This is a genomic window from Collimonas fungivorans Ter331 (genome assembly GCF_000221045.1).
GTDB classification, from domain to species: Bacteria; Pseudomonadota; Gammaproteobacteria; order Burkholderiales; family Burkholderiaceae_D; genus Collimonas; species Collimonas fungivorans_A.
Genome location: NC_015856.1, coordinates 2,090,171 through 2,116,367, shown reverse-complemented (window position 1 = coordinate 2,116,367; position 26,197 = coordinate 2,090,171). Strand labels below are relative to the sequence as shown.

Below are 26,197 nucleotides of genomic sequence, written 5' to 3'. Positions count from 1 at the left end.
ATTTTAACTGTCAAATCAGGCGTATTGTGGCTTTTTTTGGCCGCGATTGGGCCCCGATTGACGCGCTTGCAGGCTTGCGTAATATTGCAAAATAGGCCCCGATGTCCTTTGATCTAGAAAAATTGCTGCCCAAGCCGGCATCCCGTTTTGTTTTGCCGGCGCTGCATGGTTCGGCCGATGCGTTTGCATTGGCGCAAGCCGCGCTGGCGCTCAAGCCGCAGCAAAGGATGCTGGTGGTGATCGTGGCCGACGCCACCGACGGCCAGCGGCTGCGCACCGAAATCCCCTGGTTCCAGGCTGGCGGCGGCCAGAACAACGGCCTGCGCTGCCATTTGCTGCCGGACTGGGAAACCCTGCCCTACGACGCCTTCTCGCCGCACCAGGACCTGGTCTCGGAGCGGCTGGCGACCTTGTACGAGGTGCAGAGCGGCCAATGCGACGTGCTGCTGGTGCCCGCCACCACCGCCCTGGTCAAGATGGCGCCGCCATCCTTCCTGGCCGGCTACACCTTCTTTTTCAAGCAAGGCGAGACGCTGGATGAAGCGCGCCTGAAATCGCAGCTGACGCTGGCCGGCTACAGCCATGTCAACCAGGTCATGTCGCCCGGCGAGTATTCAGTGCGCGGCGGCCTGATCGACATTTTCCCGATGGGTTCGGTGCTGCCGTACCGGCTGGACCTGTTCGGCGACGCCATCGAAACCATACGCACGTTCGACGCCGACACCCAGCGCTCGATGTATCCGGTGAAGGAAGTCCGGCTGCTGCCGGGCCGCGAATTCCCGATGGACGAAACGGCGCGCTCGGCTTTCCGCAGCCGCTGGCGCGAAGTGTTCGAAGGCGACCCGTCGCGCTCGGCGATCTACAAGGATATCGGCAACGGCATCGCCTCGGCCGGCATCGAGTATTACCTGCCGCTATTTTTTGAAGACACGGCGACCTTGTTCGAGTACCTGCCGGCGACTGCGATGTTTGCCCTGGTGGGCGATATCGATAGCGCCATCCAGCGCTTCTGGAGCGACACCCAGTCACGCTACAGATTCCTGAAATCGGACCGCGAGCGCCCGTTGCTGGCGCCGGAAGCCCTGTTCCTGACCGGCGAGAATTTCTTCAGCCTGGCCAAACCGTTCGGCCGCTGGGTGGTCCAGCACAGCGACGCCGCCTCCGAGTTGTCGGCGCCGATCCCGAATATCGCCGTCAACCGCCGCATCGACGACCCGCTGACCAACCTGCGCGCCTACCTGCTGCAAAGCGACCGGCGCGTGCTGATCTGCGCCGAATCGAACGGCCGCCGCGAAACCTTGCAGCAGTATTTCAACGAATACGATCTGCCGCTGGCGCTGTGCGACGGTTACGCCGATTTCATCACCTCGGATAAAAAACTGATGCTGGGCGTGGCGCCCTTGCATGCCGGCTTTGAGCTGCAGCAATTCGCCTTCATTACCGAAACCGAGCTGTACGCCGGTTCCGGGCGCCGCATCGGCAAGAAAAAACAGGAAGGCGCAACCCAGGTCGAATCCATGGTGCGCGACCTGTCCGAGCTCAAGATCGGCGATCCGGTGGTGCATATCAACCATGGCATCGGCCGCTACATGGGCCTGCTCAGCATGGACCTGGGCGAAGGCGAAACCGAATTCCTGCACTTGGAATACGCCAAGGACACCAAGCTTTACGTACCGGTATCGCAGCTGCATGTGATTTCACGCTACTCCGGCGCTTCGCCGGAAGATGCGCCGCTGCACGCGCTCGGTTCCGGCCAGTGGGAAAAGGCCAAGCGCAAAGCTGCGCAACAAGTGCGCGACACCGCCGCGGAACTGTTGAACCTGTACGCACGGCGTGCCCTGCGCCAGGGCCACGCTTTCGAATATTCGGCACACGATTACGAAGCTTTCTCCGAGAGTTTCGGCTTTGAGGAAACCGCCGACCAGGCCGCCGCGATCAATGCCGTGATCCAGGACATGACCAGCGGCAAGCCGATGGACCGCCTCATCTGCGGCGACGTCGGTTTCGGCAAGACCGAGGTCGCGCTGCGCGCCGCCTTTGTCGCCGTGCTTGGCGGCAAGCAGGTCGCGATCCTGGCGCCGACCACCTTGCTGGCGGAACAGCACGCGCAAACCTTCGCCGACCGTTTTGCCGACTGGCCGGTAAAGATCGCGGAACTGTCGCGTTTCCGCAGCGGCAAGGAAGTCACGCAAGCGATCAAGGGCATGGCCGACGGCACGCTGGATATCGTGATCGGCACCCATAAACTGCTGTCCGACGATATCAAGTTTTCACGCCTGGGACTGGTGATCATCGACGAAGAGCATCGCTTTGGCGTGCGCCAGAAAGAAACGCTGAAGGCGCTACGGGCCGAAGTCGACGTCTTGACGCTCACGGCAACGCCTATCCCGCGCACCCTGGGCATGGCGCTGGAGGGCTTGCGCGAATTTTCCATCATCGCCACTGCGCCGCAAAAACGCCTGGCGATCAAGACTTTTGTACGCAGCGAAGGCGAATCGACCATCCGCGAAGCCTGCCTGCGCGAACTGAAGCGCGGCGGCCAGGTCTACTTTCTACATAATGAAGTGGAGACGATCCAGAACCGCAAGGCGATGCTGGAAGCGCTGCTGCCGGAAGCGCGCATCGCCATCGCCCACGGCCAGATGCACGAGCGCGACCTGGAAAAAGTCATGCGCGATTTTGTCGCCCAGCGCTTCAACATCCTGCTGTGCACCACCATTATCGAAACCGGCATCGACGTGCCGACCGCCAACACCATCATCATGCACCGCGCCGACAAGTTCGGCCTGGCGCAATTGCACCAGCTGCGCGGCCGCGTCGGCCGTTCCCACCACCAGGCTTACGCTTACCTGCTGGTGCATGACGTCCAAGGCCTGACCAAGCTGGCGCAGCGCCGGCTGGATGCGATCCAGCAGATGGAAGAACTCGGCAGCGGTTTCTACCTGGCCATGCACGACCTGGAAATCCGCGGCGCTGGCGAGGTGCTGGGCGATAACCAGTCGGGCGAAATGCACGAGATCGGCTTCCAGCTGTATTCCGACATGCTCAACGAAGCGGTGCGCTCCCTGAAGAACGGCAAGGAGCCAGACCTGGCGGCGCCGCTGTCGACTACCACCGAAATCAACCTGCACGTGCCGGCCCTGCTGCCCAACGACTATTGCGGCGACGTGCACGAACGGCTGTCGATCTACAAGCGGCTGGCCAATTGCAACGCCCAGGACAAGATCGACGACCTGCAGGAAGAATTGATCGACCGCTTCGGCAAGCTGCCGGACCCGGCCAAGGCCCTGATCGAAACGCATCGGCTGCGGATCGCCGCCAAGTCGATAGGTATCGTCAAGATCGATGCCCATACCGACTCCGCCCTGTTGCAGTTCGTGCCGAATCCGCCGATCGACGCCATGCGCATCATTGAACTGATCCAGAAAAACCGCCACATCAAGCTGAACGGCCAGGACAAATTGCGCATCACCGTCAACATGCCGGACCTGGCGGCGCGCCTGACCCAGGTCAAGGCGACCATCAAGGCCTTAGCCGGATGACGTTCCGATTATTTGATTTTTGTAGAACCATAGACACATGAACCTTATTTTACAAAGCCTGAACGCGGACCGCGGCGCCATTGACCGTATCGCCAACCTGGCCGGCGTCGCCGCTGTCGACATCAGCAACGGCGGCCGCCATGCCTGGCGTTGCGACGGCGTCGACTATTCGGAAAGCCTGAAAACGCTGATCGACGCCGCCGGCTACGGCGCCCGGATCGATTGCGCCTGGCTGCCGGCGGCGCTGAAACTCGGTGATTTCAAATTGCTGGCGATGGACATGGATTCGACCCTGATCACGATCGAATGCATCGATGAAATCGCCGACATGCAGGGCTTGAAGCCGCAAGTCTCGGCGATTACCGAAGCGGCGATGCGCGGCGAACTGGAGTTCAATGAAAGCCTGACCCGGCGCGTAGCCTTGCTCCAGGGCCTGGATGCGACGGCGCTGCAGCGGGTGCTGGACGAACGGCTGCAGTTGTCGCCGGGCGCGGAAACCATGCTGACGGCGGTCAAGGCGGCCGGTCTCAAGACCTTGCTGGTGTCGGGCGGCTTCACCTTCTTCACCGACCATATGAAAGCCGCCCTCGGACTCGATTACGCCCATTCCAACGTGCTGGAAATCGTCGATGGCAAGCTGACCGGCAAGGTGCTGGGCGGCATCGTCAATGCCGAGGAGAAAAAACTGACGGTCGAACGCGTCTGCGCCGGGCTGAATATCGCTCCCAGCCAGGCGATTGTGATGGGCGACGGCGCCAACGACCTCGCCATGATGAAGATCGCTGGCCTGTCGGTCGCCTTCCGCGCCAAGCCGGTGGTACGGGCACAAGCCAGCGTGGCCTTGAATTTTGTCGGTTTGGATGGCATCTTGCCTATATTGGCGTAATTCCTGACGGAAGCAGCGCCTACGGAGACGGTATTCCCTAACCTTGAAGGAAAAACATGGCCAACGAACTGGTTTTCGATAGTAAGCTGCACTCCGAGAAAAATCTTGCCTGGTGGCTCTATCTGGGCCACGCCGCCAGCCTGTTGTTCTCGCTCGGAGCCTTTTCCTGGATTCCCTTGATCATTAACTACGTCAAGCGCCAGGATGCAGCGGACTCTTTTGTATATAGCCACCATAACTGGCAGATCCGCTCGTTCTGGTGGTACCTGCTGTGGGTGGTGGTCGGCGTCGCCCTGTGCATGACCGTGATCGGGATTCCGGTGGCGTTCGTGGTGTGGGGCGTGGCCTGGCTGTGGAAGGCTTACCGCCTGATCAGGGGCCTGGTCGACCTGAATGACAACAAGGCCATGCCTGCCTGATTTCCCCGCAACGCTGCCCGCCGCCGCGGGCAGCGGGCAGCGGGCAGCGGGCAGCGGGCAGCGGGCAGCGGGCAGCATCATCCATCTACCAAGCTGTTTCAATCCATGCGTAACAATCTCATAGCGCCCGTGGTCCGGCCCATGCTGGCAAGCGATATCCCGACCGTCATGCGGATCCAGGCCGAGTGCTATCCGCCGGCGATGCTGGAATCCGAAGAAGTTTTCCGCGCCCGCCTGGCGCTGACCCCGGCCACTTGTTGGATCTGGGAGCCGGGGCTGGATAACGCCGCCGCTTATCTGTTCAGCTATCCCACCAGCACGGACGTCATCACCCCGCTCGGCGCCCGCTTCAAGCTGGCCTCGGCGCCGGATTGTCTGTACCTGCACGACCTGGCGGTCGCCCCTGCCGCGCGCGGCCAGCGGGCGGCGAATCTGCTGGTAACGGCTGCACTAGGCCATGCGCGTGCAGCAAACCTTGGCTGGAGCGCCCTGGTATCGGTGCAGCATTCACAGGCATTCTGGGGCAGCCTTGGCTTTGCCGCGGCCGAAGTCAGGCACTTGCCGGCCAGGGAAAATCTCGATAGCTATCAAGTTGTAGGCAGCCTGCATGCCGCGGTCTATATGCTGCAACAATTGACCTGAGCCCCACTGCAGCGATAACATGAGCTGCGGCATAAGCCGCAAACCACTGTGGACATGACAGACTGGAGGTTGGGTATGAAAGCTTGCGTTTCTTTTAAGAGTGAAAAAAACATCAACCACTTTAAAGGAACGCGCCGCCATGGCCACTTCTGTTTCTGCGCAAAATCCCTTCAAATACACCACCATCGCCCATAGCGGCCACCATTACTGCAGCCCGCTTTCTGCAGGCATTGCCGCCACCCTGCTGGCCGCGCTGCAACTGCAGGCCGGTTCTTTAGTATTGGATGCCGGCTGCGGCAAAGCGGGGCTGCTGCGCGATTTGCTGGCGTCGCAGCCGGTGTGCGGTGTCGGCGTCGACATCAATCCGGCTTTCCTGGCTGAAGCCGCCAACGCCTGGGATGCCAGCAACCCGGGCGATGGCCGGCTGACGCTGATCGCCAGCCAGCTTGAACAACATCCGCTGCCGGCCGGCGGCTACGATGCGATTCTGTGCGTGGGCTCCACCCATGCACTAGGGGGATTCGAGCCCAGCCTTGCGCTCTGCCGTCAATGGCTGAAACCCGGCGGCGTGCTGCTGGTGGGTGAAGGCTATTGGAAACGGCCGCCGTCGAATGAGTATCTGCTGACGCTCGGCGCCACGGAAGACGAGCTGAGCAGCCATGCCGAAAACATTGCGCGTGCACTTGCGCAGGGTTTCAAGTTGCGCCTGGCGATGGCTAGCAGCGACGAGGAATGGGACCGGTACGAACACATGTACTGCCAGGCGGTCATGCAATATGCGGCATCTCATCCGCACGACCCCGACACCGTAGCCTTTGGTGAGCGCGCCAGGCGCTGGTATCAGAACTACCTTGCGTTTGGCAGATCGACGCTTGGCTTTGGCCACTATCTTCTGGAAAAGCCGCGCATCTCTAGAGCCTAGGAAAATGCATCCAACCAGCACCACTAACCTTTTATTAGTGACAAGAATTTCCGCTGTCGTCCATGCGCCATCGTTATTCCCGCGAAAACGGAACTATTTTAACTACCGTATTCCTCAGCTTGGCGACACTGAATCTCGGGCGAGAAAATAAGTCAGTTACTTGGCGGTACTTGGCAAAAACATTCGTCGTCACCAATTCATTCGACGAAGTGGTGACGATAGACCGAGTCCCATTCCTGCTTCGGTCGCGCGTTGAGTTCGTCAGCCACCTTCGACTTCATCACCTCAGGCATTGACGTGATGAAGCTGTTGACGCCATAGCGTATACCTGATTTAACTGGCGTCACTCTGTGCACCCAGAAGCAGTCGGCGGGCCAGATCAGTGCGTCGCCCCGGTTCAAGCGGATGCGCCGGTCATCGTTGAAGAAGCCGAACTCACCGCCGGTGTAGTCGTCGTTCAGTGCGAGCGTGCAGCTAGCGAGCGTGAACTCATCCCAGTCGGTGTGTGGATGGATTTGCGCGCCCATGGCGTAACGCAGCACGCGGTAGTCGTGCGAATAGCGCAGCGACCTACGAAGTAGTTTGGTGTTGTAGCGCCCTTGTGCCTCGAGATAGTCGAGCCAGGCCTTTAGCGCAGTCCAAGTGCGCCGGTGCGCCGCCTCAAACGCCATGGAACCGGGCGGCAGTGACACTGCGTTGAAGGTCGATTCGACACGCCGGCCAGAGCTCGCATCCATCGACGACTCGCGATAGGCACCGCCCCGTTGCTGCAACTCGTCGAAACTGCGTATGATGATGTCACACTCCTCGGCTGGCACAACGCCTGGCAAGTGCAGCAGCAGGTCATAGAGATCGGGCATCACAGTGTTCCTAGACGATCGTTGAATACAGCAGATCCCGCGTAGGCGTGACTTTACGCAGGTGAAAGAGGTAACGGCTGGCTAGGCGAGCCGCGATCGCCGCGGTGCCATGCGCCTCTGGTGGCGCATCACCGATCTCGACGAACTCCATGCCGACGATGTGAAACTCATGAAACAGCCGCTCGAAACAAGCTAGCAACGGATAAAGGCTGAGCCCGCCGAGCACAGGTGTAGCGGTCTGCGGATAATCGGCGAGCGCGAGCGCATCGACGTCGAACGTAACAAACCAGGGCAAGGACGGATCCATGCCGTCGAGAAGTCGCTGGTAGCCGCTGGTCTCGGCCTCGAAAGCTGACAGTACTTGCACCTTCGGATCGTGCACGCAGGCAACTCGTTCGGTCGGCTGATGGAAGAAGTCGCGCACCCCTACCTGCCACAGCGCCAGCACGTGCGGCATGCGGCGCACCCAATGCATCACGTTGGCGTGATTGAGCCGTTCATCGCAGACTGCGCCGACCGTATATAGATCCGGGTGCGCATCGATCTGCAGCACCCCCAGCCTCGGGTAGCGCTGAGCCAGCGCGCCGACGCTGTAGTAGGCTAGCGCGTGGTCACCACCTAAGATCAACGGCCGCGCTCCGCGGGTGACGATCGTCCGACACACATAAGCAGCGCGTTCGCCGATGTCGCTCGCTCGATCCTGGAGCGGCTGGTGAACCACATCACCCACATCGAACAGGCGCATTGACGCAGTATCGAGTTGACAACCAAAATCGAGGTCTAACAATACTCCTTGCCGAGCCGATGCCCCAAGCGGCGACTCAATCGACTGAGCCAAGTGCGTGCGTACCCAGCGGCCTCCACTAGCCACCGAGACTTTTCCCTCGGCCGTTGTAGCGATTGGCACGTGTAGCAACACCAGATCGTCTTCGATGAGCATATCGAGATCGTACACTGGCAACGCGCATCCGGCGGGCCGTGCAGCCGGTATGCACAATCCGCCGCCAAGCGCGTCTGCTTGGCTCTCTGGCAACAAGAAGAGGTACTTCACCAGTGTCTCGAACACACTGGTGCCCAGGCACTGAGCCAGCACATCGCCAGTTTTCGGCGGTTCTTCTGCAGCGCGTTTCAGCAGTGTCGCGATGGATTCAGCTGCACGTAGACGCTTGCTGCCGAACGGCAGACGCATCTCGACCCGCCCATCGCCAGCGAGCTCCCAGCGCAGCCGCGGGTGTACGCGATAGTGATTAGCGTAGTCGGTCGTCACGGTAGCGCCTCCTCTCGCATTTCTTCCATCCAAGGCTGTAGCGACGCCAATCCTTGCGCGTGCGCGGCCTGCACCACGCGGTTGCATATGTCGGGCGTCGCGAAATTACGGGTCAAGCCCAACGTCAAGCCTTCGTTAACGACCTCGTGCCACCAGCCAGCCGGGATCAATAGCAGGTCACCCGGTTCCTGCTCGAAGTAACGCCAATGTCCCTGATCACGGCGCTCGCGCAACACGACAACAGCGTCGGCACGGTGCTTGTTGTAGTCGGCAACGAGTAATGCTGGCGGATGCAATGCGATCCGCTTACGACCACGAATCACTGCCAGCCAGGCATGGGTGTCAAGCACATCGTAGTGCAAGCTTGTGCCTGACCCTTCTGGTCCGATGAAGATCCATAGCAACGGCTTGAACAAGCGCTGCGGAATACGCTGCAGCACATCGGGCTGTGCTTCGGACGGCTCACTGAAGTCAGCCAGCATGTCTGGGTGCTGCTCGAAGAAACGCCAACCGGAGGCATAAAGCGACGCCAAAGGTTTCTTACCATAACGTATCGCCCGCATGTAATCGGCCAACCGTACTTCGCCGGCCGGCTCGCCCTGTGTATCGGTCAGCGTCAGCAGGTCACCACCCCTGCTGGAGATGAAGTCCCAAGTCCAACGGCGATGCGCTTGCCAGTGGTATGTCGCACCCTTCAGTAGCGTGGGTTCGGTGGGAAATGAGGTCTGAGACATGTGCGGATGGCGGATGCCGCGGCTATCGTCTTCGTGGCGCAGTAGCTGCTGGAACAGCGTATTGCGGGCAAGCAGCTCCTGCGGCGAGCCGGCGTCGACGATGCGGCCCTGGTTCATCACCACAATCTGGTCGAAGCGTTCGAGCGTAGCCACACGGTGCGTGACGACGATGACGGTGCGCCCAGGTGTGTCGTCGACCAAGTAGTCGATGATACGCGTTTCGGAGATCGTGTCGATGGATGAGGTGGCCTCATCGAATACAACTAGCGGCGCGTGCTTGAGCAGCGCGCGTGCGATGCTTAGCCGCTGCCGTTCACCGGTGGACAACGACGCGCCGCGCTCACCGACCTCGGTCTCTATGCCCCTCGAGAGGCCCTGCACTAATTGCAGCGCCTGCGCCGCCGACAGGGCATGTTCGATCGTCTTCATCGCCGACTCTGACGCCCCGTAGGCAATGTTTTCGCGCACACTGCGATTGAACATCAGTGCGTTCTGCACCGCCTCACTCGATGCACGAGCCAGCTGTCCGGCCGAGCAGTCCGCCAGTGGCGCGCCATGCAGTTCGACGCGCCCTAGATCCGGCTTCAGATCGCCACGTAACACCGCCAGCAGCGTTGACTTACCAGAACCCGACGGCCCGACGATACCGACCTTGCTACCCGGCTCGATCCGCAGGCTCACATCGCGCAGCATCTCGACGTGATTGTACGACGCGGTCACGTTCTCCAGCACAACGTGACCGGGCTTAGGCAGCGGCTGGCTATCGAGACCAAGATCAACTTCGATCACAGACAGCTCACGCAATCCCGACCGCAGCACGCCCAGTGCATCGAAAAGATCCACAAAATGGAAGGCAACAGATTCAAAATGCCAGCTCAGTGCGATGATCAGCGAGCAGATCGTGATCAACTGCGGCAGGGGCAAAATGCCCGCACCGTACTGCTGCACTGTATAGATCGCGACGGTTAAACCAAATAGCCACTTGTACGCGGCTTCAATCAACAGAACGAAGACCCAATAGCTACGCACGCGACGGCAAGCGTAGAGGTCAGCCCGCAGCACTGTGCCGAAACGGCGGCGCTCCATCGCCTGCGCAGTGAAACTGCGGATCAGAGGAACGTTGGTGATGATCTCGGCGAGGTCTGCGATCACCTTAGCGTGCGCGTCGCTTGCGTTCTCGACGATGTTCATTCCGGTATAAGCCAGATAGCTCGACAGCAGCAGCGCCGTCAACATCCATGCTCCAGCCAGCAGCGCCATCGAGGGCGACACGCCCGCCAACACGAGACTCGCCAATACCGTCACCGACAAGAGTTTGACCAGTGTGTCGGCAGCCGTGCAGACCACACCTGGAAGGCTAGTCGACGCAAGTTCGATGCGCTCGACCAGATTGCCCACGGCATTATCGGCCACCTGTCGCGGTCGCGCGTGCATCAGCCGTGCGGTAAGATGGTCAGTCACGACGATGCGCAGGTTTTGGCTCGCATACAGACGCGCCAAGCTATGCAGTACTTGCAGCAACGGCCCCGCTAGCCACAGCGTCATCAGCGCCAACAATAGCCAAGTGACCAGCAGGCGCTGTCCGCCCAGCGCCTGCTCAGCAACCTGCCCGAGCACGAAGGACTGACCGAGGTTGCCGGCCGTCCCCAGCAGCGTAGCGATCACCATGCCGACAGTACTCCAAGGCGCACCTGCGCAAATCGCAGCCCATAGATAGCGACCAACGTTCTCGCCGCGCTCTGCGAGTGCGATCGGCTTTGGCACCGCGATACCCAGCTCGGCAAAGCCAGCTACGCTGCGCTGCCACACCGATTGTAGAGCCGAGCGGAAGCGCAGATCAATGCTGCTCAATTAACACCCCACCTAATGTCGCAATCTTGCGTACCAGATCGACCACGGCCTCTGCCTGCACCGTGCCAGACAACTGCTGTTCCAGCACCTCAAACGGTATCTGTTCGCCACTGGCGAGCGCCTCGCAGAGATGGCCGAATAAGGCGTTCGGCCGCCCCCAGATCACGCGGCCACGCACAAACAATACCTGGCGGCCGGCGACCTCGGCAGTGCGCAATGGACACGACGGCCGGATGCGCAGCGTGCAGCGGCGCAGTGATGCCGCGTCTGGAACGACACCCCACATGGAGTCCAATTGCGGCGGCGTGATCATGTAACCATTGCTCTGCACTGCCATGCGACGCAAGCTGGCCCATTGATCGAGCGTGACCGGCGCTTGTGCCATCGCCTGCAACGCGCGCTCGTCCGGCGCCAATAGGCGCAACGCCTCGGCGCACTCGAGTCGCACGTCCTCCGGAAACAGCGTCAGCCCCATGGTGCACGAAAACTTGCGCGTTTCGAGGACATGGAAGTCACCCATCGGGATAAACAACAGATCTCCGGGCCGCAACTCGTAACGTTGCGCATAAGGCAACAGCGCCTCGTAATCCACGGTCGCCAGCGTACCACCGGTCAGTTCAACGTAGCGCGCACGCGGCCAAATATAGGCCACCTTCGATGCCGGCCCCAGATGCCACAGCAGTGACTGATCTGTGTCATCGTGCACACCAAAGGGTGTGTAGCCATAGTTGCCGATGAACGTATAGAAATCAGTGCCACAGGCTGGTGCACCGTTCAATTCGGCGAACAGCGGATCCAGCATGCGTATCTGCATGTGCTGCGCGAAGGGCTCGTGCCACGCTGACAGGCCATTGACAGTCACACAATAGTGCAGCGACCGACACGCCTTGGCAAGTCGCTGTGCCAGCGTCAGGCCGGGTTTATCGGCTAACTCGACGAGGGCATCGGTAATTGTGTAGAGCTGGCCGCCATCGACCCAGGCACGCGAGCGCGGCAGCTCTTGTGGCGTGAAGCGAGTGAACATCTCAGCGATGATCTCGCGTACCTGGTCGTATCCGGGCATCACGCCGGGCAGATGCGCACACACGCTCAATTGCTCCGACATGACAACGAGTCGTCGCGCCCAGGATGGATCGATGTCCATGCTATTCGATACCAATGAGTGACAATGAGGCGCATGAAGCAGCTGGCAATCCTCCTCTGCTGCGGTTATGCGACGCACGCCACCCACACGAACCAGCTGATGCACCAACGTCGAAAGTGCATCGCGCGATACATCGCCGTGCAGTGCGCTGTAAAGCTGCTCGATACTGAATGCCGTGTACGGTAGTGCCGCCACCAAGCGTAGCGTTAACTCGTTGCGCGCCAGACGCACGCGGTTACCGCGCGCAAACAACAGTAGGTCGTCACCCTCTTCTAGCTGAGACAACGGAAAGTCCGGATCGCGCTCCCACAGCTGCCACGGAGTCGCCTCTGGCTCGGTAGAACACAGAAATGAATACCGCAAATTCCGCCTGCTGCGCGCCTGGACAACATATTCGTTGCCCATACGCCGCAACCAGTCGGACAGCGACACACCATCTGCCTGCGCCCGGCCGATCACGTCATCTAGCGAGCCAGTCATATGTTTTTCACCGACTGCACGCTGCAAGATTTGTTTGGTCATCGTCGCACCGGAGTATTTCGACAGCGCAAATGCCACACCGATCGAGAAGCCTTCAGTGCTGCCGATGTGATAGCAGTGCGGGGGCAGCAGAAACACGTCGCCCGACTCGATTGCGAAGGTGCGACCATGCGGAATCAACTTCTGCGGCTGAAAGCAATTCTTAGTTACTCCATTCAGAAGATGAAATTCTTTGATGCCGAAGAGAGTCATTTCCTTCGTGGTCGGTCCAGCATGAAAATGCACCACCGAGGTGTAGGGATCGTCGATATGAATGCCGAAAGGGGTGTAGCCGTAGTTGCCGATGAACAGCGTAACCTCGATCGTGCTGCGTGCTGCACCCTGGGCCTCCACGATCGGTGCAAACAAGCGCGCCGCCAAGCGTGCTAGCGTGTCGGACCATTGCTCGACCCCGTTGACTACAATGCCGAACTTGCGCCCACCGGTTGCTCGGCTGACATAAGCCTCGAATCCTTCGCCTGGCAGCGGCTTCGTAGACAACACTTCGTTCTCATATTGCGGACTCAGCATGCCATCGATATAGACCCGGAACAGTCCGCTGATCGCACGTTCTGCGTCGGCCGAAATACACTCGAACAACTTGAGGAACAGGTGGTCGTCGAACAGTTTTGGTTCAAAGGAGCGCTTGAGGAGCAGTGGTTCCATCAGCCGCGGCGATTTAACCGGATCGTACTCGTACTCAGCCACGGCTCGCTCGTGCGCGCTAACGTGCTCATACAAGCGGGCCAGATTCTTAATTGAATCAGGGTCGAAAAATCCGCGTTCAATAGGGATCTGTGGCATGCCCAAGCACTCCTAGGTGATGGCTAGTCGAGACGATAGCTGGAGAATGGAAAAGGGCGGAGACCCGCCCTTGCTTGCTCTACTTAGAGCCTTACTGAGCGCGGATGTGACGAACCGGGCGACCTAAGGCGATCTGTGGCGTGTCTTCCACGACTTCCAGACCCAAGTCCTCAATCGAGGCTTCTCGTTGGACGATGGCTTCGCTGTCGACTGTGGCTTTACAGTCGGCCACAGCGGTTTTATTTTCTTGCATAATAATTCTCCTATGCTAATTAAACGGTTGAGATTGTAACGAGCGGTCAATCCGCTCAGTCCCAAGTTTAATAAAACGACATGGTTATACAATAAGCAATTGGAGTAATGTTATGAATTTCCTAGGAGCCATTTTCTATTTTGCAAGCTGTCGTCCCAGCCCTTCAAGTCAATGATCATCTTTAGCGCGGCGCCCCTGACCCGGGCGCGCCATCCCAACTACCTGTGGACCGGTTGATCGAAAATCGCCTGTACGCCCCGCTCATCGCCGATGACCATCACCTGCAGGCAAACATGTTGAAGACCATGTTCCGCGCCAAGGATATCGAGCACAGCATCTTGGTGTCGGATAGCATCGCGCTAGGGCCTGGTACTTGGAGAATATGAGAGTCCGATCAGCTGCAAGGTGCATTTGGCGGCAGCTGCCCGTTTGAATGTGGCGGGTGCACAGTATTTGGTAGGTGGTGACCACAGCATTGATTGTCGGCGTCGCGCATGAGAGAGGAAAAATCGGCCTCAGCTTCGCTTCGGCCAGACACTACATATGGCAACCATCAATCCGAGGAAATTTATCGATAGCTACGGCGCGCTGGCCGTCGGCACCAGCACCGATCCGCTACGCTTTCACGGGACACCATATCCTGGCAGTGCACACCGCAGTAAATGTGGATAGCACGGTGTCGGCGGGCACTAGGGGAAGACGTAGCTTGATAACGTACTACATGACAGCCAAGGCTTGTTCGATATCCGCAATCAGATCCTGCACATCTTCCAGTCCGATATTGAAGCGCACCAGGATGCCCTTGCCTTGCCAGTTCTGGCGCATGCCCTGGATCCGGTAAGGTACGCACAGGCTGTTGGCGCCGCCCCAGCTGTAGCCGATCTTGAACAGCTGCAGGCTGTCGACGAAACGGTCGGTCTGCTCTTCGCTGTAGCGTTCGTCGAACACCACCGAGAACAAGCCGGCGGCGCCGTTGCAATCGCGCTGCCAGATCTCGTGTCCGGGACAATCCGGGAAGGCCGGATGCAGCACCAGGCTAATCTCGGGACGCTGCTTGAGCCAGGCGGCAACCTGGCGCGCCGCGGCGTCATGCGCTGCGAAGCGCATCTGCATGGTCGGCAGGCTGCGCAGCACAAGGTAGACGTCGTCCATGCCGACGCCCAGGCCCAGGCGCATGTGGGCGGTCTGGAGGCGCTGGTTCAAGGCGTCGTCGCGCGTGATCACCGCTCCCATCAGCACGTCCGAGCCGCCTGACTGGTATTTGGTGAGGGCATGCATGATAATATCGGCGCCGAGATCGAAAGCGCGCAAGGCCAGGCCGGCCGACCAGGTGTTGTCGATCGCCACCAGTACGTTCCTGGCGTGGGCAGCCTGGCAGATGGCTGGAATATCCGGCATTTCCATCGACACCGAACCCGGCGCCTCGGTCCAGATCAGGCGCGTATTCGGCTGGATCAGGGCGGCGATGCCGGCGCCGATCAAGGGGTCGTAATAGCGCGCACTGATGCCGAAATCGCGCGCCAGCCAGTTGCCGAGGTCGCGGTTCGGGTTGTACACATTATCCGGCAGCAGCACATCGTCGCCGCTCTTCAGCAGGGCCAGGTCGACCATGGTGATCGCCGCCAGGCCGCTAGGGGCAAGCAAGCAATGCCGGCCGCCTTCGATTTCCGCCAGGCGCGCTTCCAACGTGAAGGAAGTCGGGGTGCCGTGCAAGCCGTATGTATAGCCGCTCTTTTCTTGCCAGTTGCGGGCCCGCATCGCGGCGACGTTCTTGAACAGCACCGTGGAGGCGTGGTGGATGCCGACCGGGAAGGCGTCAAAACCTTCTGGCGCCTGGTACGCGCTGTGGATCAGCGCGGTTTGAAAATTCTTTTTTGCCATATGCCTGGGAAGAATTTTTTGAAGAATTATTTACCTGAACGGGCTGTTTGCGCCGGCTGCTGCACTACCAGCACGAACGGCTTGGTGACCGCATCGTCGGTGGTCGACCAGGTGCCGCGGAAAGTGTCACCGACCAAGGTGCCGGCCCACTCGCCGGAGACATCCTTGCCGTTGACTGACTCTTCCATGATGACATCGGTATTCTCGGATTCGCCGGCCAGCAGTATCTTGCCGCCCTGCCCGGCCACCACGTAGGTGCCCTGGATGCCTTCGGTAGGATCCGGCTTCAGCTGCAGATGCATTTCGATCTTGGCGTCGCCCAGCGTGCCACGCAAGGTCAGCGGCTTGGCGAACAGGTTCGGCGCCGCCGTAGCCGCAACTGCCGGCGCGCCGACATCGCTCTGCGCCAGCGCCATGCCTGAAGCCAGGCCCAGGGACAACGCCAGCATCACCACAAACTTCCCTGCCATCATGCAGCAGCCCACAGATCATGCGCGTCGGAGGCGGTGATGGTGACGTCGACAAATTCGCCGACCACCAGTTTCTTGTGCGGTTCATACGGCGGCTTGACGTACACCACGCCGTCGATTTCCGGCGCATCGGCGCTGGAACGGCCGACGCCGCCGTTACGGTCGACCGAATCGATCAGCACGCGCATGGTCTTGCCGACCTTGGCTTGCAGGCGTTTCTTGGAAATTTCTTCCTGCAGCTGCATCACGCGGCCGCGGCGCTCTTCGCGCAATTCTTCCGGCACCGGATTGTCCAGGGCGTTGGCGGTGGCGCCTTCCACCGGCGAATAGGCGAAACAGCCGAGGCGGTCGATTTCAGCCTCTTTCAGGAAATCCAGCAGGTATTCGAATTCGGCCTCGGTTTCGCCGGGGAAGCCGGCGATGAAGGTGGAGCGGATAGTGAGGTCCGGGCACATCGCGCGCCAGGCTTGGATCCGCTCGATATTCTTTTCGCCGCTGGCCGGGCGCTTCATGCGCTTCAGCACATCGGGATGGGCGTGCTGCAGCGGCACGTCCAGGTATGGCAGCACCTTGCCTTCGGCCATCAGCGGGATGATGTGGTCGACGTGCGGATACGGATAAACGTAGTGCAGGCGCACCCAGGCGCCGTATTGCGCGGCCAGTTCGCCGAGCGCGGTGACCAGCTGCGTCATGTGGGTCTTGACCGGCTTGCCGTTCCAGAAGCCCATGCGGAACTTGACGTCGACGCCGTAGGCGCTGGTGTCTTGCGAAATCACCAGCAGCTCTTTGACGCCGGCCTTGAACAGGTTTTCCGCTTCCAGCATGACATCGGCGATCGGGCGCGAGACCAGGTCGCCGCGCATCGACGGGATGATGCAAAAACTGCAACGGTGGTTACAGCCTTCCGAGATTTTCAGGTAGGCGAAATGCTTGGGCGTCAGCTTGACGCCCTGCGGCGGCAGCAGGTCAAAGAACGGCGCGTGCGGCTTGGGCAGATGCTTGTGCACGGCAAACATGACTTCGCCGACCGCATGCGGGCCGGTCACTTCCAGTACTTTCGGGTGGATCTTCTGGATGATGTCGTCGCCGTCGGCATCTTTCTTGGCACCCAGGCAGCCGGTCACGATGACCTTGCCGTTTTCGCTCAGGGCTTCGCCGATGGCGTCCAGCGACTCTTGCACCGCGGCGTCGATAAAACCGCAGGTGTTAACGATCACCAGGTCCGCGCCTTGATAAGACTTGGCAGTTTCATAACCTTCCGCGCGCAACTGGGTGAGGATTTGTTCGGAGTCGACTAGTGCCTTGGGGCAACCAAGGGAGACGAAACCGACCTTGGGGGCGGCAACAGGTACGGCAGGCGCTGCGGAAATGACGTTGGACATGGCGTGAGGTGGGGTCAAAGCAAAGTCGCTATTGTACCCCTTCCACCGCCATGGTTACCCTGCACGGCCTCTAAAAACCGTGCGAGGTGTGAGCGAATGATTATTTTTTTGTCTTGTCGGGCGGCGGCGGTGCAAACGGGAAAGTGCCGAACATGTTCTTGGTCTGGTTTTGCATCTGTTCCTGCATCTGGATGAACAGGCCTTTGCTTTGCTCGATGTAGTTGCTCATCATGCCCTGCATCATCGGCCCCTGGACATTCATGAACTGCGCCCACATTTCCGGGCTGAAGGGCTTGCCTTCGTAGAAACCCTTGGAATTTTCAGTGAGCTTGTTCTGGATATCGATGAAAGCCTGGATGTTCTTTTCCAGGTAAGAACCCATCATCCCCTGCATGGCGTGGCCGTAGTAGCGGATGATCTGCGACAGCGCCGCGCTGGAAAACATGGGTGTGCCGTTCGACTCTTCTTCCAGGATGATCTGCAACAGGATGCTGCGCGTCAGGTCATCCTCGGTCTTGGCGTCCAGCACAACGAATTCCTCGTTGTCCAGCACCAGCTGCTTGACGTCGGTCAGGGTAATGTATGAACTGGTTTGTGTATCGTACAGGCGACGATTCGGATACTTCTTGATCAAACGTTCAGACATTTTTTTTGGTGTAGTCATTTCAGTCCCAGGTTGCTGCGCCCATAACGCATTTTATATTTGTTACTTTAGCAATCGACATTTGCTACAGTACATCTCTATTATATGCACGTGCCAAGACAGTGCAGGGAGTTTTATTGCATTGCAATACAAGCAAGCATACGCAATAAACCGTGTGGATTGCAAGACAATCCACACGGGAGCTGACACCGACAGGGGCATCAGCCCATGTGCAGGCCGCCGTTCAGGGAGAAGTCGGAACCGGTGGCGTAACCACCCTCTTCCGACACGATCCAGGAGATGATGGAAGCGATTTCTTCCGGTTCGCCCAGGCGTTTCACCGGGATGCCGGCGACGATCTTTTCCAGCACATCCGGCCGGATCGAGCGCACCATGTCGGTGCCGACATAACCTGGCGATACGGTATTGACGGTAACGCCCTTGGTCGCCACTTCCTGCGCCAGCGCCATCGTGAAGCCGTGGATGCCGGCTTTTGCGGTCGAGTAGTTGGTCTGGCCGAACTGCCCCTTCTGGCCGTTGACCGATGAAATATTGACAATCCGTCCCCAGCCGCGGTCTGCCATGCCGTCGATGACCTGCTTGGTGACGTTGAACAGCGAATTCAGGTTGGTGTCGATGACAGCATCCCAGTCAGCCTTGGACATCTTGCGGAACTGGCCGTCGCGGGTAATGCCCGCGTTATTGATCAGGATGTCGACCTCGCCGACTTCCGCCTTGACCTTTTCGAACGCCGCCTTGGTCGATTCCCAGTTGGAGACATTGCCTTCCGAGGCGTGGATATCGAAACCCTTGGCGCGCATGTCGGCCAGCCATTTATCCTTGCGCGTGGAATTCGGCCCGCAGCCGGCAACCACGGTGTAGCCATCCGTGCAAAGACGAGTACAAATTGGGGTACCGATGCCGCCCATTCCCCCTGTCACATAAACGATTCGCTTTGCCATCTTTTGTCTCCTTCAAAAAAACAATTCAAAAAATCCATCTGCTTACTGGCTACCGCTTCCCCGACAGTCTTCGCGCTGCGTTTTATTCTGCCCTGACTTTGACATACCGGCCCGGCGCCGGCTCGATGATGCCGTACTTAGTATTTCCTAATTTGCGCGGCGCGGCCACTTGTTTTCCTGCATGTTCGGATAAAAATTCCGCCCATTCGGTCCACCAGCTGCCGGGATGTTCAACCGCTGCCGCCAGCCAGGTATCGGCATCGGCGGCGACTGCCTTGTTCGTCCAATAACTTCGTTTCTTCTTTGCCGGCGGATTGATCACGCCGGCGATATGGCCGGAAGCGCCCAGCACAAAACGGTTCTGCTTCGGCTTTTTAGGATTCAGCAAGGACACCGAGGCATAGGCCGAAGCCCAGGGCACGATGTGGTCTTCGCGCGAAGCATAGATGAAAGCCGGCGCATCGATCTTGCCGAGGTCGATCTTTTGTCCGCCTACCGTCAGCCTGGCATCCTTGAGCGAATTGTCCAGGTACATGTGGCGCAGGTAATAACAAAACATCGGGCCCGGCAGGTTGGTGCTGTCGGCGTTCCAGTACAACAGATCGAAAGGCGTCGGCTGCTCGCCCTTGAGGTAATTCGATTCGACATAATTCCACAGCAGGTCATTGGGACGCAAGCTGGAAAACGCCGAGCCGAATTCACGCCCCGGCATCAGGCCACCCTGGCCGATGGCCTGTTCCCGCATGCGGATCTGCATGTCGTCGATGTAGACGTCGAGGATGCCGGTATCGCTGAAATCGAGGAAGGCGGTGAGCAGGGTCAGGCTGGCGATCGGGTTGTTCTTTTCCGCCGCCAGCTTTGCCAGCGCGGTAGAGAGGATCGTGCCGCCGACGCAGAAACCCAGCGTATTGATCTTGTCCTGGCCGGATATGTCTTGCACCGCCTGGATCGCACGGATGGCGCCGTCGACCACGTACTGGTCCCAGGTGGCCTGCGCCAGCGACTCGTCGGCGTTGCGCCAGGAAACCAGGAATACGCTATGTCCCTGCTCCACCGCGTAGCGCACCAGCGAGTTCTGCGGCTGCAGGTCAAGGATGTAGAACTTGTTGATGCACGGCGGCACGATCAGCAACGGCCGCTGGTACACCTTGGCGGTCAGCGGCGTGTACTGGATCAGCTGGAACAGCTCGTTCTCGAATACCACGGCGCCTTCGGTGGTCGCCACGTCCTTGCCGACCTCGAACGCCGACTCGTCGGTCTGCGACACCCGGCCCTTGTGCATGTCCGCGATCATCTGGGCAATGCCTTTGGTCAGGCTTTCGCCATTGGTTTCGACAATTTTCTGCTGCGCCGCCGGATTGGTCGCCAGGAAATTGGACGGCGCCATGGCGTCTATCATCTGCTGCACGGTGAAGCCGATCTTGCGCTTGATCTTGGGCGGTGCCTCCAGCGCCTCGACCATCGCCGTCAGGAAATGGGCGTTCAGCAGGTAGGCCGCGGCATTGAAGGCATACACCGGATTGCCATGCCAGGCTGCTGCGCTGAAGCGACGGTCGGCGATGGCGGGAATGCGCGCCGCCAGCATGTCCTTCCACAGCGCAGACAGCTGCTGCGTGTATTCCGCCTGCAGCTTTTCCAGCACCGCCGGGTCGAGCGAAATGCCGAGCTCGCCGAAACCTGCCGCGCCGCTTTGGTTTTGCGCCGACGGATTGAAACCCAGGAACATGCCGGGGTCGGCGATGTGGCTGAGCTGCTGCAAGAATTGGGGATTGAATGCTTGGCTGAACTGCTGCGAGAGTTGCGACAATGCGGCAGGATCGAAGACGGAAAAATTAGGCGTGATATTAGGCGAATTCATGCTGTGACCGTTGTTTTGGCTTATTTTCGTGTATCTTTTATCGGATTGACTCTAAAGCAGGAAGCAAAATGTACATCGTCGCCATCGCCTGGATTTACGTCGTCTTCATGATGGCAATTACAGAGGCTACTCCAGTTGCCGGTGTGATGACGTTTTTGCTGTACGGTGTTTTTCCTTTGACAATTGTTTTATACCTGATGGGCACGCCGAAGCGCAAGAGAAATCGTCAGCGTGCTGAAAATTCTGACAGGCTGGCAGCACAGCAAAAAGCTGCCCCGACTGTTCCTGCATCCGTCCCGCAAGAAAATACGGAAGCAAAGAAACAATAAGCAGCCCCGTCCATTTCAACCAGCTTATTTCAGCCAGATCAGCGAAGCCATGCGACCAGTCACATGGTCGCGGCGGTAGGAGTAAAAATTCCTGTCGCTGACCGTACATAATCCGCCGCCATGGATATTCTGCACATCCGCCTGGCGCAGCGCAAGCCGCGCCAGTTGATAAATGTCCGCCAGATATTTACCGGACCGCTGTGCGATCGGCGTAAAGCAGGCTTCGGTTTCCAGCCTTTCCCGGCCGGCTTCCGCAACCTCGGCGAATGCCGCCAGCACGTCGGCGCCAACCTCGAATCTTTCGGGGCCGATGGCGGCCCCCAGCCAGGCTGAAATCGGCCCAGCGCCGGCAGCGCGCATGCGGGCCACGGTATTTTGCAGCACGCCGCCCTGCAAGCCGCGCCAGCCGGCATGCGCAGCGCCGACCACGGCGCCGTTCACATCGGCAAACAAGACCGGCAGGCAATCGGCGGTCTGGATCGCACACACCACGCCTGGCCGGGTGGCGATGGCAGCATCCGCTTCGACGCCGCCGGCACTGGCTCCGGCGCCAGCGTCAACCACCTGATGGCCATGGACCTGCGTCAGCCACAGCGGCGACGCCGGCAGCAGGATATCCAGCCGCGCACGGTTGGATTCGACCGCCGCCGGCTGGTCGCCGACGTGGCTGCCGAGATTCAGGCCGCCGCCGCCGTTGCCGTCGTCATACGGCCCCTGGCTGGCGCCGCCGCCGCGCAGGGTGGCGCAAGCGCCAATATTGGGCGGCAATCCAGGCCAGTCCGGAATAATCAATTGCATGCGCCGAATCTTCCCTTCTTTCCATTTAATTCACAAAACCGCCGATAACCCTGGTCTACAATTTATTCCGGCACGCTCATGCCCGCACGCACCAGCAGCGCGGCGAAATCCTCAGGCAGCGGCGCATACCATTCGCAAGCCTTGCCGCTGCTCGGATGGATCAGGCCCAGGCGCGATGCCTGCAGGGCCTGGCGCGGGAAAGCCGGCATCAGATGTTGCTTGCCGTACAAGGCGTCGCCCACCAGCGAAAAGCCGAGCGACTGCATGTGGACGCGAATCTGGTGGGTACGCCCAGTTTCCAGGCGACAACTCATGAGGCTGACCGGACGCCGCTCCAGCAAGCCGGTCGCCAGCCGCTGGTAGTGGGTGATGGCCGGCTTGGCGATCAGGCTTTCCGATACCGCCATCTTGATGCGGTCGCGCGGATGGCGCGCCATCGGGCTGTCGACGGTGCCGTTCAGCTGCGGCGTGCCCCACACCAGCGCCAGGTACTGGCGCTTGACGGTGCGGGCCTGCAGCTGGCGCACCAGATCGGTCTGCGCTTCGAGCGTCTTGGCGACCACCATCAGGCCGCTGGTATCCTTGTCCAGGCGATGCACGATGCCGGCGCGCGGCACCCCGGCCAATGCCGGCCAGCGAAACAGCAGGCCGTTGAGCAGGGTGCCCGACCAGTTGCCGGCGGCCGGATGCACCACCAGCCCGGCCGGCTTGTTGATGACAATGATTGCCGCATCTTCGTAGACCACGTCCAGCGCCATGTCTTCCGGCGTGAACGCCTTTTCATCGGGCGCCGGCTGCGGCAGCACCACCACGGTTTCATCGCCGTAGGTGGTCATTTTGGTGGTGCCCGGCTTGCCGTCGACGGTGACGTGGCCGGCTTCTATCCACTGCTGGATGCGGCTGCGCGAATATTGCGGCACCAGGGTCGAAACCACTTTATCCAGACGCGTACCGCAGACATCCGGAGTCAATTGCAGTACTATCGGCGCGCTGGCGGTAGCCGCGTCGCCATCGTCGACGCCGTCATCGACGTAGTCGATATCGGCCTCTAAATCAGCGTCAGGCAGACTTTCAGCCAAATTTGGCTTGGTAAATGACATCACTTGAAGTCCCATCAGCTATAATCAATCGTTGTTAATACACTAGAACACGCGCAATCTTGCAAACCACTATGCAAAAAAGACTCTTAAAACTAGCTGCCGTCGCATTCGCTCTATCCTTATCTGCGTGTGGCTTATTGCCAGACAAAGTCGATGAAACCGCAAACTGGTCCGCCCCCCGATTATACTCGGAGGCCAAGGATGAAATGAACAGCGGCGGCTACGATAAGGCAATTAAGTACTTTGAAAAGCTGGAATCGCGTTATCCGTTCGGCACTTACGCGCAACAGGCGCAGATGGATATCGCTTATGCCCATTACCGGCAAGGCGAGCAGCCCGAGGCGCTGGCGGCGATCGACCGCTTCATCAAGCTGCATCCGAACCACCCTAACGTAGACTACATGTACTACCTGCGCGGCCTGGTCAACTTCAACGACAAGATCAGCATTTTCGATTTCCTGTCGAGCGAAGACGCTACCGAGCGCGACCCGAAAGCGGCGCGCGATGCATTCGACGCCTTCAAGCAAGTGGTAGTCCGCTTCCCGGACAGCACCTACGCCCCGGATTCGCTGGCGCGCATGAAATACCTGGTGAATGCGCTGGCGCAGTATGACGTCCACGTCGCCAGCTACTACTACCGCCGCGGCGCGTATGTAGCCGCAGCCGACCGTGCGCAAAGCGCCATCCAGCAATATCGCGATGCGCCTGCGGTGGAAGAAGCGCTGCATATCATGGTGCAGTCGTATGAAGCCCTGGGCCTCCCGCAATTGCGCGATGACGCTGAGCGTGTGCTGAAAAAGACCTACCCGAACAGCAAGTATGTCGGCGGCACCGGCACCGACAGCAACAAGGTCGTCAAAGCGCCTTGGTGGAAATTCTGGTAACAGACAAGCCGCACTGACTGACAATGCCCCGTTCCATACGGGGCATTTTATTTTCCGGCAACGTTTTCAGCGCGCGGTGTAACCGCCGTCTATCGAATGGAAGCTGCCGGTAATGAAGGAAGCCTGTTCGGACAGCAGATAAGCGACCAGCTGCCCGACTTCCTCGGCCTGCCCCAGGCGGCCCATCGGATGCAGCGCCGCCAGCGCATCATGTTCTTCTTGCGGCAGCTTCCTGATCTCGGGCGTGTCGATGAAGCCAGGGCCGACCGCGTTAACCCTGATATTGCGGCCGGCATATTCCAGCGCCACGCTTTTGCTTAATCCGATGATGCCGTGTTTGGCCGCCACATACGGCGCCTCGCCGGCCACCGCGACAATCCCGGCCGCCGACGACATGTTGACAATGGCGCCGCCGCCGCTCGCCAGCAGCGCCGGGATCTGGTATTTCATGCAAAAAAACACGCCGCCGAGATCGGTCGCAATCACCCGTTGCCAGGTCTCGATGTCATATTCGGCCGTGGGCGTCTCGCGCGGTCCGGTAATGCCGGCGTTGTTGACCGCCAGGTGCAGGCCGTCGAAGCGCGCCATGGTCGCCGCCACCATCGCTTCCACCGCGCGATGATCGGAAACATCGGTCTGCAGCGGCAAGGTATGCGCGCCTTCGGGGTCCAGCCGGCCGGCTACATCGATGCAGCGCTGCTGATCGATATCGGCGAGGACGACGCTGGCGCCGCCCTGGTACAGAATGGTGGCGATGGCCTCGCCCAGGCCGGAACCGGCGCCGGTCACGATGGCCACTTTCCCTGAAAATTCAAGCATGGGTTTTCCTCCTGGCGATAGGGTTGGGCGGGATTTCGGCGCACGGCCTATTTAGGCCGCGGCCGATGCAGCTCGGCATCCGGCGGCTCAAAATTCCCGGCGCGGATCTCGGCCACGGCATTGACCACGGCGCTGGCGACATTGCGCACTTCCTGCTGCAGCGCCAGGTCCTTGTCCAGCGCGAGATGGCTCTCCGCATACGACTCGTAATAACCGACGAAGCGGTCCAGCCGCGACAAGGCGCCGGCATCGACCAGCCCCATCCAGTCGAGCCAGTCCGACAGCCCCCTGCGCACCCCTTCGACGCCGGCGACATCGCCATGCACCACCAGGCCGTAGGCGCGGCCGGCCAGGTGCTTGGGATAGGGCCATCCTTGCAACTCCAGCTGTTTGGCTTTTTCCGCATCCTTGCCATGGGTGCTGGACGGATCGGGATTGCCGCCGTCGGCGCACACCAGCCGATCTATCATCAGTTTCAACACTCCGGGCGTCTGGTACCAGTAGACCGGCGTCATGATGATGACAGCGTGCGCAGCGACCCATTTCTCGTAAATTTCCGCCATCCAGTCGTTGGTCTGGCGCTGGCCGTGGTTCGGGTAGCAACTGCACGGCCAGTGGCATAACGGCATCGCGGTGGAGACGCAGCCCTTGCAGGGATAGATGTGCTGGTCGTAGCCTGAGGTAAGCAGGCTCAGGTCCAGCAAATCGACTTCCACATCGCTGGCCGCCAGCGTTGCCGCAGCAAGCTTGACCATGCGGTAAGTCTTGGACATTTCGCCGGGACAGCTGCCGTCATTGCGGGCGGAGCCGCAGATCAGCAAGACCCTGGACTTGGTGGCGGGATTTTTCTGGACCGTTTCCGCCGCAAGCAAGCTGTCGCGGGTAGCTTTCCATTCAGTCGACAGATCGTAATCGGGGTCCTCGAATTCCGGCCCGGCTTTTGCCGTGACGGGAGACTTGTTGCCGTTGATGTAGTTTTCCCAGGCGACCTGCTCCACCCTGGCGATATCGGCTTCGACCGCGGCAAACGTGGGGTCGATAAAAGAGCGTCGGAATTCGAAGTGGAATTCATCTCTTTTCAATACCGCTGGCGCTTGCCCTTTGCGTGGCTCAGTCACTGTGATCTCCTGTATGGATGCGGGAGCGGCGACTGGATCAAAGGGATGGGACACTTCCGCAAGCAGAGGCATGCAAATGCATGGCAAATCTGATCAGCGAGCCGCCTGCC

General features: G+C 59.8%; 22 protein-coding genes. 7 read left to right on the top strand and 15 right to left on the bottom strand.

Annotated features, from left to right (window positions below; translation table 11 throughout):
* The first annotated feature begins 101 nt into the window (after positions 1 to 101).
* The 5 genes from mfd to CFU_RS09220 all read left to right on the top strand — a co-directional run bounded on the left by mfd (position 102) and on the right by CFU_RS09220 (position 6,411).
* Positions 102 to 3,542 carry a transcription-repair coupling factor gene (mfd, locus tag CFU_RS09240; protein WP_014005776.1) on the top strand — a complete coding sequence of 1,147 codons (3,441 nt, stop codon included), beginning with the start codon at positions 102 to 104 and terminating at the stop codon, positions 3,540 to 3,542.
* Positions 3,543 to 3,579: 37 nt separating this feature from the next.
* Complete coding sequence (serB, locus tag CFU_RS09235; protein WP_014005775.1) at positions 3,580 to 4,428, top strand: phosphoserine phosphatase SerB; 849 nt, start codon at positions 3,580 to 3,582, stop codon at positions 4,426 to 4,428.
* Between the two features lie 56 nt (positions 4,429 to 4,484).
* Positions 4,485 to 4,847 (top strand): DUF4870 family protein, encoded by a 363-nt coding sequence (locus tag CFU_RS09230; RefSeq protein WP_014005774.1) that lies wholly within the window; start codon positions 4,485 to 4,487, stop codon positions 4,845 to 4,847.
* Between the two features lie 105 nt (positions 4,848 to 4,952).
* Positions 4,953 to 5,489: a GNAT family N-acetyltransferase gene (locus CFU_RS09225; protein WP_014005773.1), complete on the top strand. Its 537-nt coding sequence runs from the start codon at positions 4,953 to 4,955 to the stop codon at positions 5,487 to 5,489.
* Between the two features lie 139 nt (positions 5,490 to 5,628).
* Positions 5,629 to 6,411, top strand: a complete 783-nt coding sequence (locus CFU_RS09220; RefSeq protein WP_041741625.1) for a class I SAM-dependent methyltransferase — start codon at positions 5,629 to 5,631, stop codon at positions 6,409 to 6,411.
* Between the two features lie 197 nt (positions 6,412 to 6,608).
* Here the strand turns inward: CFU_RS09220 and CFU_RS09215 are convergent, their stop codons facing one another.
* From CFU_RS09215 to phaC, 11 genes are all read right to left on the bottom strand, one after another.
* On the bottom strand, positions 6,609 to 7,271 hold the full coding sequence (locus tag CFU_RS09215; protein ID WP_041741624.1) for a 2OG-Fe(II) oxygenase: 663 nt from the start codon (positions 7,269 to 7,271) through the stop codon (positions 6,609 to 6,611).
* Between the two features lie 10 nt (positions 7,272 to 7,281).
* Complete coding sequence (locus tag CFU_RS09210; RefSeq protein ID WP_202946141.1) at positions 7,282 to 8,538, bottom strand: arginase family protein; 1,257 nt, start codon at positions 8,536 to 8,538, stop codon at positions 7,282 to 7,284.
* Positions 8,535 to 11,123, bottom strand: a complete 2,589-nt coding sequence (locus CFU_RS09205) for an ATP-binding cassette domain-containing protein (RefSeq protein WP_014005769.1) — start codon at positions 11,121 to 11,123, stop codon at positions 8,535 to 8,537. Before CFU_RS09205 ends, CFU_RS09210 begins: the two co-directional genes overlap by 4 nt.
* Positions 11,110 to 13,590 (bottom strand): hypothetical protein, encoded by a 2,481-nt coding sequence (locus CFU_RS09200; RefSeq protein ID WP_041741623.1) that lies wholly within the window; start codon positions 13,588 to 13,590, stop codon positions 11,110 to 11,112. The genes CFU_RS09205 and CFU_RS09200 overlap by 14 nt, the downstream gene beginning before the upstream one ends.
* Positions 13,591 to 13,681: 91 nt before the next feature.
* Entirely contained in the window at positions 13,682 to 13,843 is a 162-nt protein-coding gene (locus tag CFU_RS24860; RefSeq protein WP_190275239.1) for a hypothetical protein, read from the bottom strand.
* 717 nt (positions 13,844 to 14,560) lie between these two features.
* Positions 14,561 to 15,724, bottom strand: coding sequence for a cystathionine beta-lyase (locus CFU_RS09195; protein ID WP_014005766.1), 1,164 nt, complete (start codon positions 15,722 to 15,724; stop codon positions 14,561 to 14,563).
* 26 nt (positions 15,725 to 15,750) lie between these two features.
* Positions 15,751 to 16,197 carry a hypothetical protein gene (locus CFU_RS09190; protein ID WP_041741619.1) on the bottom strand — a complete coding sequence of 149 codons (447 nt, stop codon included), beginning with the start codon at positions 16,195 to 16,197 and terminating at the stop codon, positions 15,751 to 15,753.
* Complete coding sequence (gene rimO, locus CFU_RS09185) at positions 16,194 to 17,576, bottom strand: 30S ribosomal protein S12 methylthiotransferase RimO (protein ID WP_014005764.1); 1,383 nt, start codon at positions 17,574 to 17,576, stop codon at positions 16,194 to 16,196. Before rimO ends, CFU_RS09190 begins: the two co-directional genes overlap by 4 nt.
* Before the next feature lie 100 nt (positions 17,577 to 17,676).
* Complete coding sequence (phaR, locus tag CFU_RS09180; protein ID WP_014005763.1) at positions 17,677 to 18,240, bottom strand: polyhydroxyalkanoate synthesis repressor PhaR; 564 nt, start codon at positions 18,238 to 18,240, stop codon at positions 17,677 to 17,679.
* A 200-nt stretch (positions 18,241 to 18,440) separates the two neighbouring features.
* Positions 18,441 to 19,181: a 3-ketoacyl-ACP reductase gene (locus CFU_RS09175; protein WP_014005762.1), complete on the bottom strand. Its 741-nt coding sequence runs from the start codon at positions 19,179 to 19,181 to the stop codon at positions 18,441 to 18,443.
* Between the two features lie 82 nt (positions 19,182 to 19,263).
* Entirely contained in the window at positions 19,264 to 21,039 is a 1,776-nt protein-coding gene (gene phaC, locus CFU_RS09170; RefSeq protein WP_014005761.1) for a class I poly(R)-hydroxyalkanoic acid synthase, read from the bottom strand.
* A gap of 68 nt (positions 21,040 to 21,107) precedes the next feature.
* Here phaC and CFU_RS09165 point away from each other — a divergent pair, with 68 nt between their 5' ends.
* Positions 21,108 to 21,368 carry a hypothetical protein gene (locus CFU_RS09165; protein WP_014005760.1) on the top strand — a complete coding sequence of 87 codons (261 nt, stop codon included), beginning with the start codon at positions 21,108 to 21,110 and terminating at the stop codon, positions 21,366 to 21,368.
* A gap of 24 nt (positions 21,369 to 21,392) precedes the next feature.
* On the opposite strand, the gene pgeF is transcribed toward CFU_RS09165, so the two are convergent.
* Positions 21,393 to 22,166, bottom strand: coding sequence for a peptidoglycan editing factor PgeF (pgeF, locus tag CFU_RS09160; protein WP_014005759.1), 774 nt, complete (start codon positions 22,164 to 22,166; stop codon positions 21,393 to 21,395).
* Positions 22,167 to 22,228: 62 nt separating this feature from the next.
* The gene (locus CFU_RS09155) at positions 22,229 to 23,281 is read right to left on the bottom strand and encodes an RluA family pseudouridine synthase (protein WP_014005758.1); all 1,053 of its coding nucleotides are present in this window, start codon (positions 23,279 to 23,281) and stop codon (positions 22,229 to 22,231) included.
* Positions 23,282 to 23,337: 56 nt separating this feature from the next.
* Here CFU_RS09155 and CFU_RS09150 point away from each other — a divergent pair, with 56 nt between their 5' ends.
* Positions 23,338 to 24,150, top strand: a complete 813-nt coding sequence (locus CFU_RS09150) for an outer membrane protein assembly factor BamD (RefSeq protein ID WP_041741617.1) — start codon at positions 23,338 to 23,340, stop codon at positions 24,148 to 24,150.
* 66 nt (positions 24,151 to 24,216) lie between these two features.
* Here CFU_RS09150 and CFU_RS09145 read toward each other — a convergent pair whose 3' ends face one another.
* Both CFU_RS09145 and CFU_RS09140 read right to left on the bottom strand, forming a co-directional pair.
* Complete coding sequence (locus CFU_RS09145; protein ID WP_014005756.1) at positions 24,217 to 24,969, bottom strand: SDR family NAD(P)-dependent oxidoreductase; 753 nt, start codon at positions 24,967 to 24,969, stop codon at positions 24,217 to 24,219.
* Positions 24,970 to 25,016: 47 nt separating this feature from the next.
* The gene (locus CFU_RS09140; protein WP_041741616.1) at positions 25,017 to 26,087 is read right to left on the bottom strand and encodes a flavodoxin family protein; all 1,071 of its coding nucleotides are present in this window, start codon (positions 26,085 to 26,087) and stop codon (positions 25,017 to 25,019) included.
* Positions 26,088 to 26,197: the final 110 nt, after the last annotated feature.